Source organism: Flavobacterium amniphilum, from assembly GCF_023634845.1.
Lineage (GTDB): Bacteria > Bacteroidota > Bacteroidia > Flavobacteriales > Flavobacteriaceae > Flavobacterium > Flavobacterium amniphilum.
In genome coordinates, this window is the sequence record NZ_JAMLJL010000014.1 from 49114 (window position 1) to 71661 (window position 22548).

Annotated in this window: 19 protein-coding genes; 7 read left to right on the forward strand and 12 right to left on the reverse strand. The window is 37.9% G+C overall.

Going from position 1 to position 22548, the window contains the following annotated elements; genetic code table 11:
- The first annotated feature begins 28 nt into the window (after positions 1-28).
- On the forward strand, positions 29-2068 hold the full coding sequence (locus NAT51_RS15065) for an FG-GAP-like repeat-containing protein (protein ID WP_250600083.1): 2040 nt from the start codon (positions 29-31) through the stop codon (positions 2066-2068).
- Positions 2069-2129: 61 nt separating this feature from the next.
- Here NAT51_RS15065 and NAT51_RS15070 read toward each other — a convergent pair whose 3' ends face one another.
- Genes NAT51_RS15070 through NAT51_RS15080 form a run of 3 tightly spaced genes read right to left on the reverse strand, consistent with a single transcriptional unit; the run spans position 2130 to position 4267 of the window.
- Positions 2130-2972, reverse strand: a complete 843-nt coding sequence (locus NAT51_RS15070; protein ID WP_250600085.1) for a DUF5777 family beta-barrel protein — start codon at positions 2970-2972, stop codon at positions 2130-2132.
- 6 nt (positions 2973-2978) lie between these two features.
- Positions 2979-3734: a T9SS type A sorting domain-containing protein gene (locus NAT51_RS15075; RefSeq protein WP_250600086.1), complete on the reverse strand. Its 756-nt coding sequence runs from the start codon at positions 3732-3734 to the stop codon at positions 2979-2981.
- Between the two features lie 2 nt (positions 3735-3736).
- Complete coding sequence (locus NAT51_RS15080) at positions 3737-4267, reverse strand: ankyrin repeat domain-containing protein (protein ID WP_250600088.1); 531 nt, start codon at positions 4265-4267, stop codon at positions 3737-3739.
- Positions 4268-4364: 97 nt separating this feature from the next.
- Between NAT51_RS15080 and NAT51_RS15085 the strand changes: the two genes are divergently transcribed.
- Both NAT51_RS15085 and NAT51_RS15090 read left to right on the forward strand, forming a co-directional pair.
- Positions 4365-4715 (forward strand): hypothetical protein, encoded by a 351-nt coding sequence (locus NAT51_RS15085; RefSeq protein WP_250600090.1) that lies wholly within the window; start codon positions 4365-4367, stop codon positions 4713-4715.
- Positions 4716-4745: 30 nt separating this feature from the next.
- Positions 4746-5288, forward strand: a complete 543-nt coding sequence (locus NAT51_RS15090) for a YceI family protein (RefSeq protein ID WP_250600092.1) — start codon at positions 4746-4748, stop codon at positions 5286-5288.
- Here NAT51_RS15090 and NAT51_RS15095 read toward each other — a convergent pair whose 3' ends face one another.
- Positions 5289-6245, reverse strand: a complete 957-nt coding sequence (locus NAT51_RS15095; protein WP_250600094.1) for an ion channel — start codon at positions 6243-6245, stop codon at positions 5289-5291.
- Positions 6246-6302: 57 nt separating this feature from the next.
- Between NAT51_RS15095 and nhaA the strand changes: the two genes are divergently transcribed.
- Complete coding sequence (nhaA, locus tag NAT51_RS15100; protein WP_250600096.1) at positions 6303-7445, forward strand: Na+/H+ antiporter NhaA; 1143 nt, start codon at positions 6303-6305, stop codon at positions 7443-7445.
- A 52-nt stretch (positions 7446-7497) separates the two neighbouring features.
- Here nhaA and NAT51_RS15105 read toward each other — a convergent pair whose 3' ends face one another.
- Positions 7498-7833 carry a hypothetical protein gene (locus tag NAT51_RS15105; RefSeq protein ID WP_250600098.1) on the reverse strand — a complete coding sequence of 112 codons (336 nt, stop codon included), beginning with the start codon at positions 7831-7833 and terminating at the stop codon, positions 7498-7500.
- Between the two features lie 309 nt (positions 7834-8142).
- A complete protein-coding gene (gene sucC, locus NAT51_RS15110; protein WP_250600100.1) occupies positions 8143-9336 on the reverse strand; it encodes an ADP-forming succinate--CoA ligase subunit beta in 1194 nt (397 codons plus the stop codon).
- Between the two features lie 171 nt (positions 9337-9507).
- Here sucC and NAT51_RS15115 point away from each other — a divergent pair, with 171 nt between their 5' ends.
- The 3 genes from NAT51_RS15115 (at position 9508) to NAT51_RS15125 (ending at position 11789) form a co-directional block, all read left to right on the forward strand.
- A complete protein-coding gene (locus tag NAT51_RS15115) occupies positions 9508-9912 on the forward strand; it encodes a hypothetical protein (RefSeq protein WP_250600102.1) in 405 nt (134 codons plus the stop codon).
- 98 nt (positions 9913-10010) lie between these two features.
- Positions 10011-11216, forward strand: a complete 1206-nt coding sequence (lysA, locus tag NAT51_RS15120; RefSeq protein WP_250600104.1) for a diaminopimelate decarboxylase — start codon at positions 10011-10013, stop codon at positions 11214-11216.
- Between the two features lie 147 nt (positions 11217-11363).
- Entirely contained in the window at positions 11364-11789 is a 426-nt protein-coding gene (locus NAT51_RS15125) for an SRPBCC family protein (protein WP_250600106.1), read from the forward strand.
- A gap of 28 nt (positions 11790-11817) precedes the next feature.
- On the opposite strand, the gene pafA is transcribed toward NAT51_RS15125, so the two are convergent.
- The 6 genes from pafA to NAT51_RS15155 form a co-directional block, all read right to left on the reverse strand.
- Complete coding sequence (gene pafA / locus NAT51_RS15130; protein WP_250600171.1) at positions 11818-13458, reverse strand: alkaline phosphatase PafA; 1641 nt, start codon at positions 13456-13458, stop codon at positions 11818-11820.
- Complete coding sequence (locus NAT51_RS15135; RefSeq protein ID WP_250600108.1) at positions 13458-13862, reverse strand: hypothetical protein; 405 nt, start codon at positions 13860-13862, stop codon at positions 13458-13460. Before NAT51_RS15135 ends, pafA begins: the two co-directional genes overlap by 1 nt.
- Before the next feature lie 7 nt (positions 13863-13869).
- Positions 13870-14808, reverse strand: a complete 939-nt coding sequence (locus tag NAT51_RS15140; RefSeq protein WP_250600110.1) for an NAD(P)H-dependent flavin oxidoreductase — start codon at positions 14806-14808, stop codon at positions 13870-13872.
- A 3-nt stretch (positions 14809-14811) separates the two neighbouring features.
- Complete coding sequence (locus NAT51_RS15145; protein ID WP_250600112.1) at positions 14812-16425, reverse strand: S8 family serine peptidase; 1614 nt, start codon at positions 16423-16425, stop codon at positions 14812-14814.
- 62 nt (positions 16426-16487) lie between these two features.
- The gene (gene mnmA, locus NAT51_RS15150; protein WP_250600114.1) at positions 16488-17675 is read right to left on the reverse strand and encodes a tRNA 2-thiouridine(34) synthase MnmA; all 1188 of its coding nucleotides are present in this window, start codon (positions 17673-17675) and stop codon (positions 16488-16490) included.
- Between the two features lie 111 nt (positions 17676-17786).
- Positions 17787-22532 carry a PKD domain-containing protein gene (locus NAT51_RS15155; RefSeq protein WP_250600116.1) on the reverse strand — a complete coding sequence of 1582 codons (4746 nt, stop codon included), beginning with the start codon at positions 22530-22532 and terminating at the stop codon, positions 17787-17789.
- Positions 22533-22548: the final 16 nt, after the last annotated feature.

The window sequence follows — 22548 nt, forward strand, 5'->3', positions numbered from 1 at the left end:
TATATACTAACCCAAAAAAACGATAAGCATGAAAAAAATTACTTTGTTTTTTTTATTAATTGCTGCAAGCTGGTATAGTTCCGCCCAAGACACTTGTGCTTCAGCTCTTGCAATTACAGCCGGCATCCACTCGGTCAGTGCTGTTAACGGATCACCGGCTCCTACTCCGGTTTGTACTGGCGGAAATTTAGCTACGTTCGGCGAATGGTATTCCTATACACCAAGTACTACTTACAGTGTTACTGTCTCAAGTGACATTGCTGCCAATACACCCAGAAAAGATACACGGGTTCATATTTATACCGGAATTTGTGGTGCTTTGACATGCTATGCCGGAGATGATGATACAGGAAGCAACTACTCTTCTGTGGTGACATTCGTTGCAAACGCAGGAACAACTTACTACATTGCATGGGATAACCGATGGAACAGTGCCGCTTTTAGTTTCCAACTAACCGAAGCTCCATATATTCCACCACCACCACCACCAATTAGTTATACACCCCAAACCATTACTACTGTAAACAGTACTTATAACATCTGTGTTGTTGATATGAACAATGATTACAAGGATGATATTGTGGGAGTAAGTACCAACAATTTAAAAATTCACCACCAGACAGGTCCGGCCACTTTTTCTGTTACAAATTATCCGGTTACCGGAACAAGCGATATGCCAACATGGAGTATGGCGGCCGGCGATTACAACAGGGACGGTTATAATGATTTAGTATTAGGAAGTGGCAGCGGATTATCTTTTTGGCAATCCAATAATGATGGAACTACCTATACAAACATCAACCCAACAGATTATATTTTTTGCCAGCGTACTAATTTTGTCGACATCAACAATGATGGAAACCTGGATGCCTTTTCGTGTCATGATGTCGCTCCGAATGTTTATTATCTGAATAACGGATCAAACGCTTTTACTCATTATCAAAGTGGTGTAACACCTGGATCTTATAACGTAGGCACGTTATCCAACGGAGGTAATTATGCTTCTCTTTGGACAGATTATGACAACGATGGCGATGTGGATTTATTCATTTCAAAATGTTCCGGACCTCCTTGTGAGCTACACCGAAACGACGGCAATGGTGTTTTTACAGACATCTCGGCCATTGCTCAAATCAATACCACACCAGTTCAATCCTGGTCTTCAGCCGTAGCTGATTTTGATAATGATGGGGACATGGACATTTTTGTGGGAGCCAATGGTGGATCCGGTCATAAATTCTTCAGAAATAATTTAGATACCACAAATAATGTTGAAGAAGCTTTCACAAATATCACAGCCGCATCAGGAGTTGGGACCGATACATCAATCAGCAGGGATTATATTGCCTATGATTTTGACAATGACGGAAAAGTGGATATTATGGGAGGCGGAAACAAAATTTTCTTCAATCAGGGCAACAATGTTTTTTCGATTATCAGATATCCCGGAATGGCGATAGGCTCTGTTGGTGATTTAAACAGTGACGGTTTCCTGGATATTGCAAACAATAACAAGATCTATTATGCGGCACCCAATGGAAATAACTGGCTAAAAGTTTCACTGATAGGTATCCAAAGTAATAAAAACGGTATTGGTGCCCGAATTGAAATCTATGGAGCATGGGGCAAACAGATAAGAGATGTACGCAGCGGCGAAGGTTTTGAATACATGAGTACTTTAAATGCACATTTCGGAATTGGAACTGCAACACAAATCACGCAGGTAATCATCAGATGGCCATCCGGAACAGTTGACACCATTACTAATCCAAATCCGAACCAGACATTACTTATCACGGAAGGAAGCACACTTGGAATTGACGAAAACACATTGGGAGGTTTTACCCTTTATCCAAATCCTGCAAACGACTTTATCCGTTTCAGTCATAAATCCGGCACTGATTTTATTAAGACCGTATCGATTTTTGACATGGCCGGAAGGGTAATCAAAACAGAGAACATTACTGACAATTCAATTTCTGTTCATGAACTTCAAAAAGGCACTTACATGATTATTTTGGAAAACAGTAACGGAAATAAATACTCAAGTAAATTTATCAAGGAATAAACATCCTGAAAGTAAAAAAGCCTCGGTAAATCCGGGGCTTTTTATATCTATTATTCTTTTATTAAAATACCCGTACCAGATTAAAACCGAAGAAAATATCTCCTTTACCCCAATTACCGGTTGTATTACCTAAGAATCCGGATTCATGGATTCCCTGTGAGTTAGTAAAATGCATCTGAAAAACGTGTCCTCCGGTTTCAATATCTACTCCCAAGGATAACGGATTTCTGAAAGGTGAAGAAGAACTTCTGTTCAGGTGCGGAACATAATCGGCATTTATCGAAACTCTCTTTGATAATTTATACCTTCCTCCTAAACCTAATGCAAATTGGCTGTTGGATTGTTCATCATCCACAACAAAATTTTCATGGAAATATGTTGGCGCCATTTCCAAAGAAAACTTTTCATTGAACTTTCTTGAGATCAAAAGTTGGTTCACATATATCAACCTATTACTAAAAGACATTTTCGGATAATTGGATTCTTTCAGCAAATTATTGAATCCAATACTGTGAAATCCAACAATTGTATAAGCAGAATGGTCTTTCTGTTGGGCCACAATCAAGTACTTAGCACTAAAATCATACGCCTGTTCACTTCTTGCAGCAGCTACAGAAAGTTTATCGGTCAATCCATAAATGAATTTGATTTGGGTTACAGCATTATCTAAACCGAAAAAGCCTTCAAACCCTTCTTTAACGGAAGCGAAACGATGCGCCACAACAAAAAACAAATCTTTTTTCCCAAGTAGCTTGGTCGATTCCAGATTTACAATTTTAACCGCTTTAAAAGCTGCTACGACTTTAGTATTGGCATCAGTTGTATCAATTTGTGACAATAAATCATCTTGCGCAGAGACAATCTGGGCAAACAGAAAGCAAAAGAATACTGCTAAATACCTCATAGGCAATTAATCAATCACTAATGTCCGGGTAGCGTTACCGTAATCTGTTCTGAGAATCATAAAATAAGATCCACTGCTTAAACCGGTAGTAGAAATTTTATTTTCAATAGTAGAAACGTTTTGTTGCTTAATCAATTTTCCAACAGCATCATACACTTTTACTTCACCTTTGGTTACCTGATCGGGAAATTCGATAGTAAAAAACTCTTTAGACGGGTTAGGATACACTTTTAAGGATTCCATTACAAAATCATTTGTTCCCAAAGTAAAATTAGCTGTAGTAGTCCCACAATTTCCCGCTCCATGGTAACCGATAACAGTAGAACCTGTGCGTCTTGCAAAAATGACATCAAGAGGTTGGGCTGCTAATGGAAAAGTATAATCAGTTCCTTCGGTTGCCACACGGGCACGCGTCATTACAACAGTTCTTACTCCGGTTACAACATTATTAGACGAAAGCGACCAGTTTTGGGTATCTGTTGGAGGAATTACACCAATCCCGTTAAAACTTCTGTCGGTAATAGATGTTCCGTCAAAAATGATTACATCTCTTCCCACGTCATCCATGGTAGTTGCATTAAAACCTATTCCCAGCCAACTTGTACTCGGTCCAACCAAAGTAACTGTTACGGTTGAACTGGTGACATCAATCCTACCAGAATAATTGCCAAAGAAAGTCATGTCACCTGTCGTATAACTTTGCGCGTAAATTCCGCATACTGAAAAGACTGCTATCAAAAAAGAAAAGAAAAGTTTTTTCATACTTATTTAGTTTTTAGAATGTTTATCAATTTATCATCGTTTGCAATAACGGCATAATCAAATGCAGTTTTTTGTCTTATGTCTTTTAATTCAACGTTTGCTTTGTGTTCCATCAGCATTGTGGCAATTTCATAATTTTTAAAAATTGTGGCATAATGCAATGCAGTAGTTCCTTTCACATCCGTAATATCAGGATTGGCATTATTATCAAGTAGCAGTTTTACAATAGGAATATCATTCTTAACGGTAGCTGCCATAAGCGCAGTTCCCATATCATTTGCATAATTAATATCCTTTACATTTTTTATCAGATAAGCTGCAACCTCATAATTCCCTTTATAGCAGGCAAGAATCAATGGTGAATTCCGGTCATCATTCAAAGTATTTATGACATCCGGTTTTTGAGCAATCAATTCTTTCAGGTTTTCCAGTGTACCACCTCTTGCTATGTCAAAAACATCAGACTGTGACAAGCAGTCAATCGGAATCAGTAATACTATAAAAAACACAATCTTTGCTATTTTTTTCCCCATATCAAGCAAGTCGTTTCCTTCAAATTTAACACTATTTTTATTATTTTATAACAATTTTAAATTAATTTTAATAAAGTTAAAGCTAATTTAATTATTTATGAAGAAATTATTAATTTTATTTTTTAGCTTCTTATTTATGAGTTGTGCAAACGACAGCGAGTCTGATTTGACTGGTCCTGTACCCATAAAAATTTCTTACAACAGTGACGTAAAACCCATCATTCAAAGCAATTGTCTTTTTTGCCACACTAATCCACCACAAAACGGCGCTCCGATGTCGTTAGTGACTTTACTTGATGTACGGAATGCCATTGAAAACAGGGGTTTATTAGACCGGATATCACGTCCACAAGGCGCACCGGGAATGATGCCCAACGGTGGGACAAGATTACCCCAAACCAGTATTGACATTATAATAAAATGGAGAGATGATGGATTTTTGGACTGATTTTTGAATCAATTAAATAAAAAAGCAATTATGAAATTCCTAATTACATTATTTCTGACCACAATTGCATTTAACACTATTTGCGCACAGGATAAGGTTTTAACCAAAACCGGAACCACAACATTTGAAGCTTCGGTACCTTCTTTTGAAGAAGTAAAAGCCACCAATAAAAACTCAGGTTGTGTATTAAATACCAAAACAGGGGAAATTGTAGGTTTGATCCTAATGAAAGGTTTCAAGTTCAGACTGGCATTGATGGAAGAACATTTCAATGAAAACTATATGGAAAGTGACAAATACCCTAAGGGAATATTCAAGGGAAAAATCATCAATTTTAATTTTGATCAGTTAACAAACCAAAAACAGGATTTCACCATTAACGGAACAATGGAAATACACGGAAAATCAAAAGAAATAAGTATTACTGCCAAAATTTCGAAAAACGGCAATATTGTCCAATTAACTTCAGATTTTAATTTGAATACAGATGATTTTGGGATTGAACTCCCAATTCTTATCCGCAGTAAAGTAGCTAAAAAAGTAAATGTGCTGATTGATTACAAACTTCAGTAGTTAATTCAAAACTACTTCCTCATATGAATTCAATTTATCCAAATTCAAAACAGTAATATCATTATGACTGTTTTCAAACATCTGAATAAATTTGGCTCCGTAAACTATTTCATTAAAAACATAGGAAGTCCTTGTCGCAACTGTATTACTGAACATTTCATCAAAAGCCTTAACATAAACGATTAATTCACCTTTCATTGTTTTATAGTCCTCTTTGGAAAGATCAAACAACGGACTCTCTTCAGTAATTGGGTGAACTAACGTCCAACTTAATGTCAATGCATTAATTTTATCATATTCCAAATCCAAAATAAAAAACCGGTTAAACTCCTGTCCATTTTCTTTAACCCTCATCCCTAAGGTAACTTTAGCTTCCGCTTCCGTCAGATTCGTGTTTTTATAAGGAGAAATACGGAGCATCAAGGCTTTACCTCCCTGAAAAGGTGCAATGATGGCATTTTCCGAAAAAAGAATATGTGCTTTCGGTTTGCTGAATCTTCCGTAAAATAATCCGGTTGCTATTGCAAAACTCAACAATCCGAACAATGCTTCAACCGAAGCCACAAAACTGGCCCAGAAACCTGTTGGGCTGATATGACCATATCCTACCGTTGTGAAGGTCTGAGCACTGAAGAAAAAAGCCTGACCGAATTTTTCTGCAGCAGTAGCCGCCGAAATTCCATTAAGATGTTCAACACCGATAAAACAATATACGGAAGCGAACAGAAAATTGACCACCACATAAAAAACAAAAATGGTAAGCATAAATTTCCATCTTGGGATATTAAGCATTGTATGATACCAACTTGTTCTTTCAATGAGTCCAATACCTGATTTTTTGACATTGGCACTTCCGTCCTTATTGATAAAACGGCCTCCGTAATTAGCAGCATTTGTACCAAATCCGGTGTGTTTGTTATTCTTAAATTTCTTTGATCCTTTCTTTAAAACCGACATAAGTGTTCTCTAAAATTATTGTAAATTTAGACATAATTTTCTCTCTAAAAAACTAAAATGAAAACCACAAAATTGTTTACTTCTTTTTTTGAAAGTGAAAAAGCCGGCGGAATTATTTTAATCATCTGTACTTGCATTTCAATATTTTTAGCCAATTCTACTCTAAGCGAAAGCTATCAAAGCTTCTGGCATATCAAAATTGGAGGAATGTCATTGGAACATTATATCAATGACGGCTTGATGGCGGTTTTCTTTTTATTGATTGGACTTGAACTGGAACGTGAAATTTACATCGGGGAATTATCCAATATCCGGAATGCCATGCTACCCATAATGGGAGCTTTAGGCGGAATGGTCGTTCCCGCACTTGTCTATTATCTTTTCAACCACAACACACCTTACCAAAACGGAATAGGGATCCCGATGGCAACTGACATTGCTTTTGCGATTGGTATTCTGTCATTATTAGGAAATAAAGTCCCAACTGCTTTAAAAATCTTTTTAACCGCATTAGCTGTTATCGATGATCTTGGCGCTATTATTGTCATTGCCATTTTCTATTCCAAGGAATTAAATTTAGTCAATCTTTCAATCTCATTGGGTATTTTGGTGTTTTTACTTATTTTAAATCGGATGAAAGTATACAAATTATGGCCTTACTTGATTTTAGGGATCACTATGTGGTACTTCATGCTTCATTCAGGAGTTCATGCAACCATTACAGGTGTTTTACTTGCTTTTGCCATCCCGTTTCAAAGAGGAGAAAAGAAATCCATATCTTATCAACTGGAACATAAACTTCACAAACCTGTTGCTTTTATTATTTTACCAATTTTTGCTTTGGCCAATACCGCAATAGCATTAAAAATCAATAACGGAAGTAATTTACCTTCTTATGCAGTTGGTATAATCCTGGGCTTAGTACTTGGAAAACCAATAGGCATCTTTTCATTCTCATATATAGCCGTAAAACTGAAAGTAGCTGAACTTACTAAGGGTTTAACATGGCCAACAGTTTTTGGAACAGGAATTTTAGGAGGAATAGGTTTTACCATGTCTATTTTTGTGACACTTTTGGCATTTACCGATTCAGAAATCATTAACAGCTCCAAATTATATATCATTTTAGCTTCTTTGACAGCCGGTATATTGGGCTTAGTCATTTTAAAATCCATGCTAAGAAAACCGATCACAGACTAAAAAAAAAGCTCCTAAATCATCTTTAGGAGCTCTCATTTAATTAACCTTCAATTTATTTTACTACAACTTTGAATGCGTATTGTTTACCGGGAATTAAATCACCTGTATCAATGGTTTTAGAGTTCAATGTACTTTTAACAAAACCTTTAAACTCTCCGTCTGTTGTTCTTACATCCAAAACGATGATTTCGTTATCTGAATTTACTGTAAAGATTACTTTCACTGATTTTTGCTCATCAAAAGCAACATCCTCAGTCGCTTTTTCAAAATAAGTCATAATTTCCTTTATTGCTCTCGGAAAATCCTCAACCGGTTTAATTTCTTTAGCAAATACCATACTTGTACTCATTAAGAATACTAAAACTGAAAATTTAAATGTGTTTTTCATTGTGTGTTTTTTTTTATTTGATTCTGAAGCAAAATTATAGCACCGAATCCTTTAAACATAGCCTTAACGCACAACTTAATCCAATGATAATATTAGAAATCAATCACTTAAGCAAAAATTGATAACATTTTACAAAAAACAAAAAACATTGAATTATTATTTAAATTCAATGTTAAAAACATAAAAATCATCAAAAATAACACAAAACATTATCCTAACATTGCGACTTATTTAAAACTAGCTTAACTTTTAACAAACAAAAAACCCAAGCCTAAGCCTGGGTTTTTCTATTTAAAAAAATTTAATTTCTTAAGACAAAGCTGCTTTTACCTGATCAGCTGCTTCTTGGAATTGAACTGCAGATAAAATTGGCATACCTGAATTATCAATTAATTCTTTAGCAATTTCTGCATTTGTTCCTTGTAAACGAACGATGATTGGCACTTTAATAGCATCACCCATGTTTTTGTATGCATCAACCACACCTTGGGCAACACGGTCACAACGAACGATTCCTCCGAAGATATTGATCAAAATAGCTTTTACGTTAGGATCTTTCAAGATAATACGGAAAGCAGTTTCAACACGTTTAGCATCAGCAGTTCCTCCTACATCAAGGAAGTTAGCCGGCTCATAACCTGCATATTTGATTAAGTCCATCGTAGCCATAGCTAAGCCTGCACCGTTAACCATACAACCAACAGTTCCGTCAAGATCAACATAGTTTAATCCAGCTTCTTTAGCTTCAACCTCAATTGGACGCTCTTCAGTAATATCACGCATTTCTGCTAAATCTGTATGACGGAATAAAGCGTTATCATCCAATGATACTTTAGCATCAACTGCCATGATTTTATTGTCAGATGTTTTTAACACCGGGTTGATTTCAAACATAGAAGAGTCAGATCCGATGTAAGCATTGTATAAAGCAGCAACGAATTTCACCATTTCTTTGAAAGCTTCACCTGATAAACCTAAGTTGAAAGCAATTCTTCTTGCCTGGAAACCTTGTAATCCTACAGCAGGATCGATTTCTTCAGTAAAGATTAAGTCTGGTGTGTGTTCAGCTACTTCTTCGATATCCATTCCACCTTCAGTAGAATACATAATCATATTACGTCCTTTACCACGGTTCAATAAAACCGACATGTAAAATTCTTTAGTTTCACTTTCTCCAGGATAGTACACATCTTCTGCAACCAAAACTTTGTGAACTCTTTTACCTGTTGGAGGTGTTTGAGGTGTAATCAAATCCATACCGATGATTTGTTCAGCGATTTCCTTAACCTGGTCTAAGTTTTTAGCCAATTTAACTCCTCCGCCTTTTCCACGTCCACCAGCGTGAATCTGAGCTTTAATTACATGCCAACCCGTACCTGTTTCAGCTGTAAGTTGTTTCGCTTTTGCAACCGCTTCTTCAGCGTTATTTGCCACATAACCACGTTGCACGCGCACTCCGTAGCTAGCTAATATTTGTTTTCCTTGATACTCGTGTAAATTCATAATAAAGATTTTGACTTATTTAAAAGTGCCACAAAAATAATAAATTCCTTAACAATAAATGCAGTAGTCAACACTTTTATTTCATCAACGCAATATTATTCTGTACAAAAAAGCGCAACCATTACCTATTTATAACATCCATAGTTTAAAACAACTAAAAAAATAATCTGTATGAAAACACTATCACTTTCCCTGCTTCTATTTTCAGTGTTGAATTTTTCTGCCTGTGACGACATAGATGATGATGCAAACAGCACATTAAAAGGAACCTGGTCATTAGTAAAAGTATCAGGTACAATTATTGGAATTGAAAATAATTATCCGGCAGGAAAAATCAAATGGACTTTCGGGGAAAACAATGTAAACGTTGTAAATAATGATACCGAACACGAATATGATGTTTTCGAAACCGGAACTTATGCTTATGCATTACAACATGCTGAAGTAGGCGCGGATTGTACCGAAACCATTACAATAAACGAAATGGATTTAGGCTGTTATTATACTTACAACAATGAACTTTACATCAATCAACTGGCTTCCGATGGTGTTTTGATAAAATTAGTAAAATTATAATTTGTTATATTTAAAACATTTTGTTTTATTTTTACATATTTTGTGTATTTATTTGTGATTCAGATTTTGTAACTTTAGTTTTGCAAAAAAATTAAGAAATGGAATCAAATCAGTTATTACAAATCGCACAGGAATTCGGATCACCAGTATATGTATATGATGCCGAAAAAATTGCAACTCAGTATCACCGGTTAACCAATGCATTTTCAAAGGTGGAGAAGTTACGCATCAACTATGCAGTAAAAGCTTTATCCAATGTTTCCATTTTAAAACTTTTTAAACAGTTAGGATCAGGTCTGGACACCGTTTCTATCCAGGAAGTACAATTAGGACTACATGCAGGTTTTGATCCACAAAACATTATTTACACACCTAATGGTGTTTCGATGGATGAAATTGAGCAAGTAGCAGCATTAGGTGTTCAAATCAATATTGATAATTTATCCATATTGGAGCAATTTGGCGCAAAACACCCAAAAACTCCGGTTTGTATCCGTATCAACCCACATGTAATGGCCGGTGGAAATTCAAATATTTCTGTGGGACATATTGATAGTAAATTTGGCATATCAATACATCAATTGCCTCATATTTTGAGAATTGTCGAAAACACAGGAATGCACATCAACGGTATCCACATGCATACCGGTTCAGACATTTTAGATATTGAAGTGTTTTTATACGCTGCCGAAATTTTATTCGATACCGCTAAACACTTCAAAGAACTGGATTTCATTGATTTCGGAAGCGGATTCAAAGTGCCTTACAAAAAAGGGGACATCGAAACCAATGTGGAAGAATTAGGAAAAAAATTAACCCGCCGTTTTCTGGCTTTCGAAAAAGAATACGGACGCGAATTGACTTTAGCTTTTGAACCGGGTAAATTTCTGGTAAGTGAAGCTGGTTATTTTTTAGCCAAAGTAAATGTGGTAAAACAAACTACATCAACTGTATTTGCAGGAATCGACACCGGATTCAATCATTTGATCCGTCCAATGTTTTACGGTTCGGAACACTATATTGAAAACATTTCGCATCCGAAAGGAAAAGAGCGCTTCTATTCGGTTGTAGGATACATCTGTGAAACCGATACTTTTGCTACAAACCGTAGAATTGCCGAAATTAAAGAAGGTGATATTTTAAGTTTCAGAAATGCAGGTGCATACTGTTTCAGTATGTCATCCAATTATAACTCACGCTATAAACCAGCCGAAATCCTTTGGAAAGACGGCAAAGCACAACTCATCCGCCAAAGGGAAACTTTTGAGGATTTATTAAAAAACCAAATCGAAATCGATTTGTAAAAAAGCTAATTTTTCTTTGATTATCGGCCTTTACCTTTTTCATAAGTGTAGAGGCTGATTTTTTTTACTTAAAAAGAAAAATCTTACAAAAATTACTTATTTTAGTTGTTCCAAATTAAGAATCACATATAACTTAACCAATAAAAAATGGCAACTAATATTTCGGTCATAACCTTAAATGCATCTGCTTACAATGTCTGGCAAACTATCACAACACCCGAAAAAGTCAAATTATGGCAATTCGGAAGTGATCTAATTACTACATGGCAAATCGGATCTCCTATTGAATTCATTACAAAATGGGAAGGAAACATCTTTAAACAATGGGGAAAAGTTCTGGAATTCATTCCCAACGTATCATTGCAATACAGTTTATTTGCTCCTGGCCCGGACAAAGAAGACAAGCCTGAAAATTATTTCATCATGAAGTATATCCTGACCGAAGAAGACGGAAAGACAATTCTGGAAATCATACAGGAAGACAACCGCCCCGATGCCATTCAGGAGGAACCAAATGAAGATGAAAATCCAATTTTACAATTACTGAAAGAAGTCGCTGAAAACCATATATAAAAAAAAGCATCCAATGGATGCTTTTTTTTTATTCTAAAACCTCAGACAGAACTTTTGCCTCTGTACCGTTTGGAAAAGTTATTTTTAATTTTTGGGCCAATGTAGGCGCAATTTGGGTAATTTCTTTCTTATCATGACTTTCTCCTTTTTTGACATTCCATCCATAAAACAAACAAGGAACATGTGTATCATATGAATAAGGGGTCCCGTGCGAAGTACCCGTTCCGTAATACTCGATATAACCCGGCTTATCCAATACAATCAGATCTCCATTTTGGGTTGCATCAAAACCTTTAGCCATAAAATTCAAATAATAATCGGCTCCGGTAGATGCTAAAATTTCTTCTTCAGTATAAACACGTTTGATATGTTTCTGTGTTATTAAAAAGTCTTTAAAAGCCTGTTTTACCCGAATCAATTCCAATCCTTTTTCTTTGATTTTGGTTTTATTGATAAACACGTTGTAATTAGAATAGTTCAATAACAAATCATCACCGAAATACGTTTTGGAGAATTCAGCGATTGACTGTTCAACGTTTTTCTCGCTGATACTTTCCACATCATACTTATTATCTTTCAGATGTGTAACATTTTCAGCACCCGCATGATCAGCGGTCAGGAAAATCATGTAATTCCCTTTTCCGACAGTAGTATCCAGATATTGCAGAAATTCAGCAATTGTCTGGTCCAAACGCAGATAAGTATCCTGTAATTCGATAGATCTCGGTCCGAAATTATGTCCTACATAATCCGTTGACGAAAAACTAACCGTCAAAAAATCAGTAATATCATCTTTCCCTAATTCTTCTTTGGCAATAGCTCTTTTGGCAAAATCTGCCAATAAATTATTCCCTTGCGGACTTGCTCTTAAAACTCCGGGATCATTTGCATCCATCATTTCTTTCATATTATACGGAAAGAAAGGTGCTTTTTTATATAATTTCCCTTCATACGGATTGTCATCAGGTAAACTTTCATTATAAACTGATTTGTCTTTCAGTAAATTCCACCCCGCTGCAGCGTATTTTTCATAATTCTTTTCATTGTTGAATTCATTAACCCAAGCCGGAAGGTTTTCACCATAAAATGTACTGGAAATAAATGATCCTGTCTTACTGTACCAGAAAGCCCAATTGGCAAAATGTCCGGCCGGAAGGATTGCTCCACGGTCTTTAAGACTCATTCCGATTACTTTCCCTTTAAAATTTGTCGCTAAACGCAATTCATCTGTAATAGTGGATGCCTGAAGATTTTTAGGAGACATTTTCCCTTCTGTCTCTGCTCCGTTACCTACCGTTTTTACCGATTCGTCATCTGTACAATAAACATCTTTACCCAATGTTCTGTGGTACCATTCATTTCCTACAATACCGTGAACTGCTGGTGTTGTTCCGGTATAGACAGACGCATGACCAGGCGCGGTGTATGTTGGCATATAATTGTAATGCATATTATGGAATGTATAACCATCCTTCATCAACAACTTGAATCCGTTGTCTGAAAAATCATCCGCAAAACGATACAGATATTCCATTTTCATTTGGTCAACCACAATTCCAACAACTAATTTTGGCTTTTTAGGCTCTTGTACATCTTTCTTTCCCGATGCCTTTTGCGCATTAGCGTATCCCACAACTAATAACGACAGTAATACAGTAATCTTTCTCATCATTTCTTCACATATCGCATATTGTACACAAAAATCCTGTCAGGGTAATTGATGTACAATTGACTCATATTCTCTTTTTTACGGGTTTGGATTTCAAGAAAACAAGGTTCTGCATTTTGGTCAACACAATCAAAACCTACAATTTCTTTTCCGTCTTCTTCCTTTTTATCGTAGTATTTAACAATCTTAAAATACTGTTCAATTTCTGAATAAACAGCAATGTAATTTTTTTGGGTATTCAGATTGGCGATAATTTTCGCTTCTTTGAACGGTGTAAAGCTACTCCATTTACCTTTATCTTTTACCGACATACTTACTGCAGAAACCTCAAAACGATAGGTTTGAGCCTTCGCAAATGTTCCGAAAAACAGTAAGAATAAAATTATTTTAAAATCTATCTTCATAATCTACTTAAAATGTTGTCACTTCTTTTTTGGCCAATTCAAATTCGGCAATAACTTCATCAACAATATCGGCAACCGGTTTAATATCGTTTATCAAGCCGGCAATCTGTCCGATTTCCAATTCACCTTCCACAAGATCACCTTCAAACATTCCACGCTTGGCACGGGCTCTGCCCAAAAGTTCCTTCAGCTCATCAGTCGTTGGGCATTTCGCATACAACTCCTGAACATCGTTGTAAAATTTATTTTTGATTAAACGCACTGGCGCTAATTCTTTCAAGGTTAAATGTGTACCTCCTTCTTCAAGATCTATGATGGTTTTCTTAAAGTCATCATGGGCAGAACTTTCAACCGAAGCAGCAAAACGGCTTCCCATCTGAACACCATCGGCACCTAAAACCATTGCCGCCAGCATTCCTCTACCGGTAGCAATTCCTCCTGCTGCAATTAACGGAATATTGATTTTTTCCCGCACCATCGGAATCAAAGTCAATGTGGTTGTTTCTTCACGGCCATTATGCCCTCCGGCTTCAAAACCTTCAGCCACAACTGCATCAACACCGGCTTCCTGTGCTTTTAATGCAAATTTAGAACTGCTGACAACATGTACCACGGTAATTCCCTTTTCTTTCAAAAAAGAAGTCCAGGTTTTTGGGTTACCGGCAGAAGTAAATACAATTCTCACTTCTTCCTCCACCAAAATCTGCATAATTTCTTCAATATTAGGGTATAGCATTGGCACATTTACCCCAAAAGGTTTATCAGTAGCTTTTTTACATTTCTGAATATGCTCACGTAAAATATGCGGATACATCGAACCGGCACCAATTAAACCTAATCCTCCGGCATTACTTACGGCACTTGCCAACTTGTAGCCACTGTTCCAAATCATTCCACCCTGAACGATAGGGTATTGTATATTAAAAAGTTGGGTGATTTTATTCATTCACTATTGTTTAATTAATTTTCCTGAAGTGTTTAAAACAGAATTTTGGATTGTATAAAAATAAACACCTGCATTCAATCCACTCAACTGGATTTTTGTATTTCCTGTTGCTAATTTCTCTTCTTTAACTTTTTGACCGAAAGCGTTATAAATTGCAATTTCCGAATCAATAAATTTTTCCGGAATATCTAAAGTCAGAACATCTTTAACCGGATTAGGATAAAAACTGATTTTTTCCATTTCGAATTCATCCGCAGATAAAACTGTAGTCATGGCTTTCTGAAAATCAGGGATACCGTAACCATAATTATTATTAGGTGATGCATATCTGTCGGCTGAACTTCTCACCAACTGTACAATTTCTGTATTTTTTTTATTTGGATAAGCTGACCAGAAAGAAGTAATTGCACCTGCCAAAATTGGTCCCGAAAATGAAGTTCCGTTTGCAGTTGTAATGGTTCCTGTAGGAGTAGAAATAACCGAAGCTGTACCCATTGCCATCAAATCAGGTTTGATTCTTCCGTCGAATGTTGGACCAATCGAGCTGAATCCCGACTTAACTTTCGATGAATTAACAGATCCAACGGTAACATTCGATAAAGCATCAGCAGGAGTTCCAACGTGAGGTTCGGCAGTTGAACCTTCATTACCAGCCGAAGTTACACATATCATTCCTCTTGAAAAAGCGATATCAACGGCTCTTGAAGCCACAGATGTCTGACCGTTCATTTTGGCATAAGTATAACTATAAGCAGGATTATCGAATGAGAAATAGCCTAAAGAAGTATTGATTACATCAACTCCTAACCTATCTGCTTCTTCTGCCGCTTCAACCCAGTTGCTTAATTCCAGAGGTTCTTCATTATTGATATCTTCTGTGATAAACAAATAATAATGTGCATCAGGTGCTGTACCGACTAAATTTGTCGCATATCCCCCCATAGTCGACAACACATTGGTGCCGTGATTATTACCTGTATAAAAATTCGTTGAATTATTTACGAAATCATATCCCCCCAATATTAATCCGTTTGTTCGCAATCTCTGAAAAGGCGCAGCAGTATTAACCCCGGGAAAACCTGCATCCATAATTGCAATGATTTTACCTTCTCCTGTATGGCTTTGCTGGTGCAAAATGTGGCAATTCAACATTTGAACCTGAGTTGCAGAATTTCCATAGGTGAAATTTTCCTGTGTATCCAACCATTTATTTACTTTAGCAGGCTTGCCTACTTCAGCATTCATCCTTCCTCCCGGATTCAATGAATGGTTTGCATATTGAATTCTGTTTACAAAAGCCAGATTCCCCAATGCTGCTATATTGGCTTGGGTTCCGCGGATGTGCAATGCATTTAACCATTTAGATTTGGCCATAACAGTAATTCCGGTTGCTGCCGTAATCTGGTTTACATAAGCCTGATGCAAAGGAGCGTCTTTACTGTCCAATGCGATATTTTGGGTAGTTCTTCTGTCCAAAGATCTTTGGGTCAGTTCAGAAAGAGGGTTATCAAAAAAGGCCTGCGCGTTAGGTTTATCAGCAAAATACACCCAGGCATCCTCCGTTTGTCCGAAAGCTGATCCGAAAGCAAATAATAAAAATAATACAGTTTGTTTCATGGTTAATTTGTTTTTTTTGGTTAACCAAAGATAAACAATGCGCCTTTACAAACGCAAAATTTTTAAGATATTACCCCTGAACCAATTAGTTCTTCACCTGAATGCCAAGAAACAAATTGTCCTTGAGTAATAGCAGATTGCGGTTTTTCAAATTCCACATACATCCCATAATCAAATTGATAAAGTGTAGCTTCCTGCAATTCCTGACGGTATCTGATACGGGCTTTTACTTTCATGGTTTCTCCTGACTTCAGACTTAAGTCGGGACGAATCCAATGAATTTCATCTTTAGCCACAAACAACGCTTTTTTAAACAATCCGGGATGATTACTTCCCTGACCTGTATAAATTGTGTTTGTTTCAATATCAGTTGCAATAATAAACAACGGCTCTTTAGTTCCTCCCACATTTAATCCTTTACGCTGACCGATGGTATAGTAATGAGCTCCCTGGTGTTTTCCAACCTGCTTAGCATACTCAGGTGAATAATGAATATTTGATGCTTCAAATTTTAATTTTTCTTCAACCGAATCAAAATTAACCGGTTTTTGGCCGTATAATTCGTTTTCAGCGTTGACTTCATAAATCAAACCGTCTTTAGGTTGTAACTGTTGTTGCAAAAACTCGGGCAAACGTACTTTTCCGATAAAACAAAGTCCTTGTGAATCTTTCTTTTCAGCTGTAATCAATTCCATTTTTGCAGCAATTTCCCTTACTTCCGGCTTAGTCAGTTCACCAATAGGGAATAATGCTTTTGCTAATTGATCCTGCGACAACTGGCATAAAAAATACGATTGGTCTTTATTCCCATCAACACCAGCCAATAATTGGTACATGGGTTTACCATCCACTTCAATTTCACCTTTACGGCAATAGTGTCCGGTAGCCACATAATCCGCACCAAGAGACAGGGCGATTTTCATGAACACGTCAAATTTAATTTCGCGGTTACACAAAACATCAGGATTAGGCGTACGTCCTTTCTTATATTCACTGAACATGTAATCCACAATTTTCTCTTTGTATTGCTCGCTCAGATCAATTGTTTGGAAGGGAATACCTAATTTTTGGGCAACCAGTAACGCATCATTACTATCCTCTAACCAAGGACATTCATTTGAAATAGTTACCGAATCATCGTGCCAGTTTTTCATAAACAGGCCAATCACTTCATAGCCCTGCTCCTTCAATAAATAAGCAGCAACACTTGAATCGACTCCACCTGATAAACCAACAACTACACGTTTCATGAGAAATTATTTTTAGGATGCAAAGGTAAATATATTTATTGTTACAATTTCACAACAAATATAAAAGCCACCCTTTAGAGGTGGCTTTTAACAAAAGTTTAAAATAATCGATTAATTTTTGACCACTTTGATGGTTGTTGAAACATCACCGGCAAAAACTTTCATAAAATAAACACCATCGGCAAATCCGGTCATATTTATTTCTTCAAGATTATTATTTAAAGATTTTTCAAATACCTGTTTTCCAATCACGTTATAAACAATAACATTTGTAAGTCTGTCAGTATATGATAATTTCAATACACCTTCAACCGGATTTGGATAATATGTGAATGCACTCATATTGAATCCGTCATTGCTCAGGAATGTATTAACCAATACCGCTAAGCTTGTTGTACTGGCACATCCACCAATGGTTTGTGTTGCATAATACGTTGTATTATTCGACACTGTAGTTGACATCGGTAACGGATTAATTGCATTAGCCGCATCTGAAGCAGAAGCATACCAAATGATTCCTGTACCTGTAACTACGATATCAGCAAGTGTTCCTGTTGTTGGTATAGACTGAGGTGAAGTTCCTGTAGGTGCTACCGAATTAATCGAGAACACATAAGGGTCACTGGCACATCCGTAAGTACCTGCATTATAATCCGACACAATTAAAGTGTGTGTACCAATACCCAATACTCCGATTGTTGGTCCGAAATTAGAGCCATCAACACTGTAATAAGGTGTATTTGGTACGTTTGAAAGCACCGGTGTAACCGATGTTGGTCCACATGATACATTCAGATTAACATTAGTGATAACCCCTTTGACTGGTATATTAACCACTATATCCGAAGAAGACACCGCGTTGCCACATCTGTCTTGCACACTTATTCTATAAGTTCCGCTAGTATTTACTGTGAATGTGCTTGACGCACCATATGCTCCGAATGAAGAACATCCTGCACCACTACACATTGCATAAGTGTAAGGTCCACCGGCACCACCGGCACCAAATCCGGAGATAATTGCAGAGCCAGAGCAATCGATTGCAATACTGGTAGTTATTGTTGGACTGGTTGTTAAATTACCCAAAACTATATTGGCAGAATCTGCACTGGTACCACAAGCATCAGTAGTTCTTACGATATAAGTACCGGCTGCCAGTCCAGTAAAAATATTACTTGACTGAGGTCCGGCAATAACGGTCATTGTAGGTTGATTTACCAAAGAATACATGATTGGTAAAGATCCACCGGTTGATGAACCTGTAATAACACCATTATTTCCAGTTGTACAAGATCCGGTTGCTGTTCCTGCTGCGGTTAGCGCAGTAACTGTACTTGTTACGGTTACGGCAGTTGTTCCAACAGTTCCACAACGATCAGTAATTCTAACGGTATATGATCCTGCAGCAACATTATTGAATACAGGACTTGATTGTGTTCCTGCCACAACAACTGTATTTCCAGCATCATACAAAGCATACGTAAATGTACCTCCGGCCAGTGTTGCGCCTGTACCCGGAGTAACTGTGATTCTACCCGTTGATCCTGCTGCACAAGATGCCAAAGTTGCCGTAGTTGCTGTTGGTGTAGCAGCTGCCGGGAACAATAACGGTGCTGCACTGTTGATTACATTACCACAAGCATCTGTTGTGCGCACCAGATACCCATTAGTACCATTGGCAGGAACTCCGTTAAACACAATAGAAGTTTGAGGACCGGCAACAACAGCTGTAGTAACCGCATCAATCAATGTATATGAATAAGGTGTCAATCCTCCCGTTGCTGCAGTACTTACTCTTATAACACCTGTATTACTGGCTGAACAAGAAGCTGTAGTTGCTGTTAATCCTGCAGCAGTCAAAGCTGTTGGGTTATTAACAGTCACTGTAACTGTTGATGTGTTTCCGCAAACATCAGTTACCCTTACAGTATGTGTTGGTGTTCCGGCTACAGGGGAAACTATTGTAAAAATGTTACTGGATTGAGGTGGAACAATCTGTACTGTATTGGCCGAATCATATAATGCAAAGGTATATGGTCCTCCGCCACTTCCTGTTGGGATAGGTCCACCAGGCGTAAAGTTTTGTGGAGTAGTCACAATAATCTGTGCATTATAACTCAAACCGTTACACGATACCACAGATCCTCCTGCTGCAGGTGTAAAAGCACCCGCTGCAGTAATAGTTGATGTTGTTGTACCTGTAACTCCACATTGATCCGTAATTTGAATGGTATAGGCACCAGCCGGTAATCCTGTAAAAATTGGTGATGACTGATTAGGTCTTGTAACCGGAGAAGGAGCTATTAAAGCATATAAATATGTCCCTCCCCCTTGGTTTGCAGTTGTTGCCAAACAAGTAATTGTACCTGTACTGGCTGCACAACTTGAAGTATTCGTTACCGATAATGTTGGTGCAGTTGCTGCTGCCAAAGCCAACGGAGCTCCAATTGTAACCTGTGTTCCACAGGCATCTGTAACACGTATTGTATAACTTCCGACAGGTAAATTATTAAAAATACGGCTTGATTGCGGAGCAGCTATAGCAGGAGAAGGAGCTATTAACTCATACATATAAGGAGCTGAACCAGTTGTTGGCTGTGCCACTGTAATTTGCCCGGTAGAAGAAGCCGAGCAGGATGGAACAGCAGTCGAGCCTGCAGCAAAAGCTAAAGCTGTCGGTCCTGCAACTGTCGCAACATTTGTAACCGGAACTCCACAGGCGTCATACATTCTTACTGTGTATGATCCTTGATTAAGACCTGTAAATACTGTACTTGTAGAGTTAGCTACATTACTGCCCTGAATTGGCCTGATAGCACCGCCCGGACTAATTAATTCAAATGTAAAAGGACCTATACTGGCAGCATTTGGTGCAACTGTTATAGTTCCGTTAGCAGAACTGCCACAACTTGCTACCGTAGATGTAGTGAATGAAGGTGCACTTGCTGCATTAATGGTTACACTACTGGTTACCTGATTTCCACATGCATCCGTAAGTCTTATTGTATAAGCACCCGGAGGCAAATTGTCAAACATGTTACTTGTTTGCATTGGTCTGATCACCGGTGACGGTGCAATCAACTCAAAATTGTAAGGAGATCCTCCACCGGCAGTTGCGATTTGCGCTTCAATAGTTCCTGTGGCTCCATTCGGACAGGATGTTGTTGTAAATGCTGTTCCGAAAGTAGGTGCCCCAGCCGCAGCAATCGTAGCAGTAGCTGTTCCTATATTATTACACGCATCCCTTACGGCAACTGTATAAGAGCCGGGCAATAGATTTTCAAAGACTGAACTGGCTTGAAACGGTCGTGTTATAGCAGAAGGTGCAATTAAAGCATACTGATAAGATCCCGGAGAACCTGCGCCACTTAAACCTGTTGCCGCCGTTGCAGTAACCGTTAATGTTCCTGTAGGTGTACCGGCACATGAAGGACTGGCAACTGTATTGGCAATCGGTAAGGTACTTGCAGTTACCGTAAATGTAGCTCTTCTTTTCTTGCCACAGGCATCGGTTGCTTCAACTGTATAAACGCCAGGCAATAATCCTGTAAAAGTTGTAAAGTACGTTGCTGTTACAGGATCTCTTAAAAGAGCCGGTTGTGCACTAACCAATACTGGCGAGCTGTTAACTAGAGCCATTGTATAAGGAGGCACCGTTCCATTGGCAAAAATCGTCGCAGTTCCGGTAGGCGAACCATTACAAGCCGATTGAATGTTCTGGATTCCCAAACCGATTGTAGTATTGGTAGCTGTTTGTGCTACCGTTACTGCAACTGTAGCCGCTTTTCCACAGGCATCAGTAACTTTAACAGTATATCCTCCCGGCTGTAACCCAATAAATGTATTGGATGCCTGGGAAGGCCTGATCATTGCAGAAGGAGAAACCAGCTCATACATATAAGGAGGAGTTCCTCCTGTAACACCTGTTGTGGTTGCTCCAATTTCCGTTACTATTATAGACCCCCCATTACTATCAGTACAGGAAGGTGTCAGAAAAATTCCGGCTGTACTCAAAGTGGGTGGCGAATCATTGAACACCACTCTTTTTCTTATATCTGATTTGCAACCATTATTATCCGTTGCAGTCAAAGTTGCATAATATGTTCCCTGTGTCACATACGTATGATTTGGATTTGCAACCGTCGACGTCGATCCGTCACCAAAATCCCATTGATATGTATTAGGTGTAAAAGTTGAAGCAGAACTGTTATTGAACGAAAATGATCCGGCGCAAGCCGAAGAATTCGTAATGGTAAAGTTAGGCTTGTTGTCAAAAATCCCCGGTGTCGAATTTAAATTCGGACTTTCCGGATTGTCGGTAAACTGCACACTGAACAACAGCGGAGTACTGTTACTGAATTGATCTACAATAAGCATGTACCAATTACCGCTTACCACATCGATACCCGGATTAAATGATGTCGCGGCATAAGGAGGTGAAGCCATTCCTGTAGCTCCCGGTATACCATATACCGTGGCTGTACCGGCAAAGTTACAACTCAATTGGGTTTTAGCATCGCAATTACCCACCCCTGGAGGGCCTGCCAGCGCATATAAACTCCAATCAAAATCAGAAGCACTAGGTAAACCGGCCGGCGTAAATGGCCTAATAACAAAATTCAGCTTACCACTGGCTTTTGCCTGAAAGGCAATCCAGATACTGTTGTGTTCAATTCCCCCACAAGCGAGTTGTTCCAATTTGGTACCCACACCGCTAGGGTTAAAGGACTGCGTATTCCCACAAACTACCACAGCACTCGAACAATCGGACTGTGACCAGCTTTCATTTGAGAATAACAAAACAAACGTTAAAAACACATAAGATGCGCTTTTAAATAAAGTAATTAGTTTCCCCATAGTTTATTTTTTTACT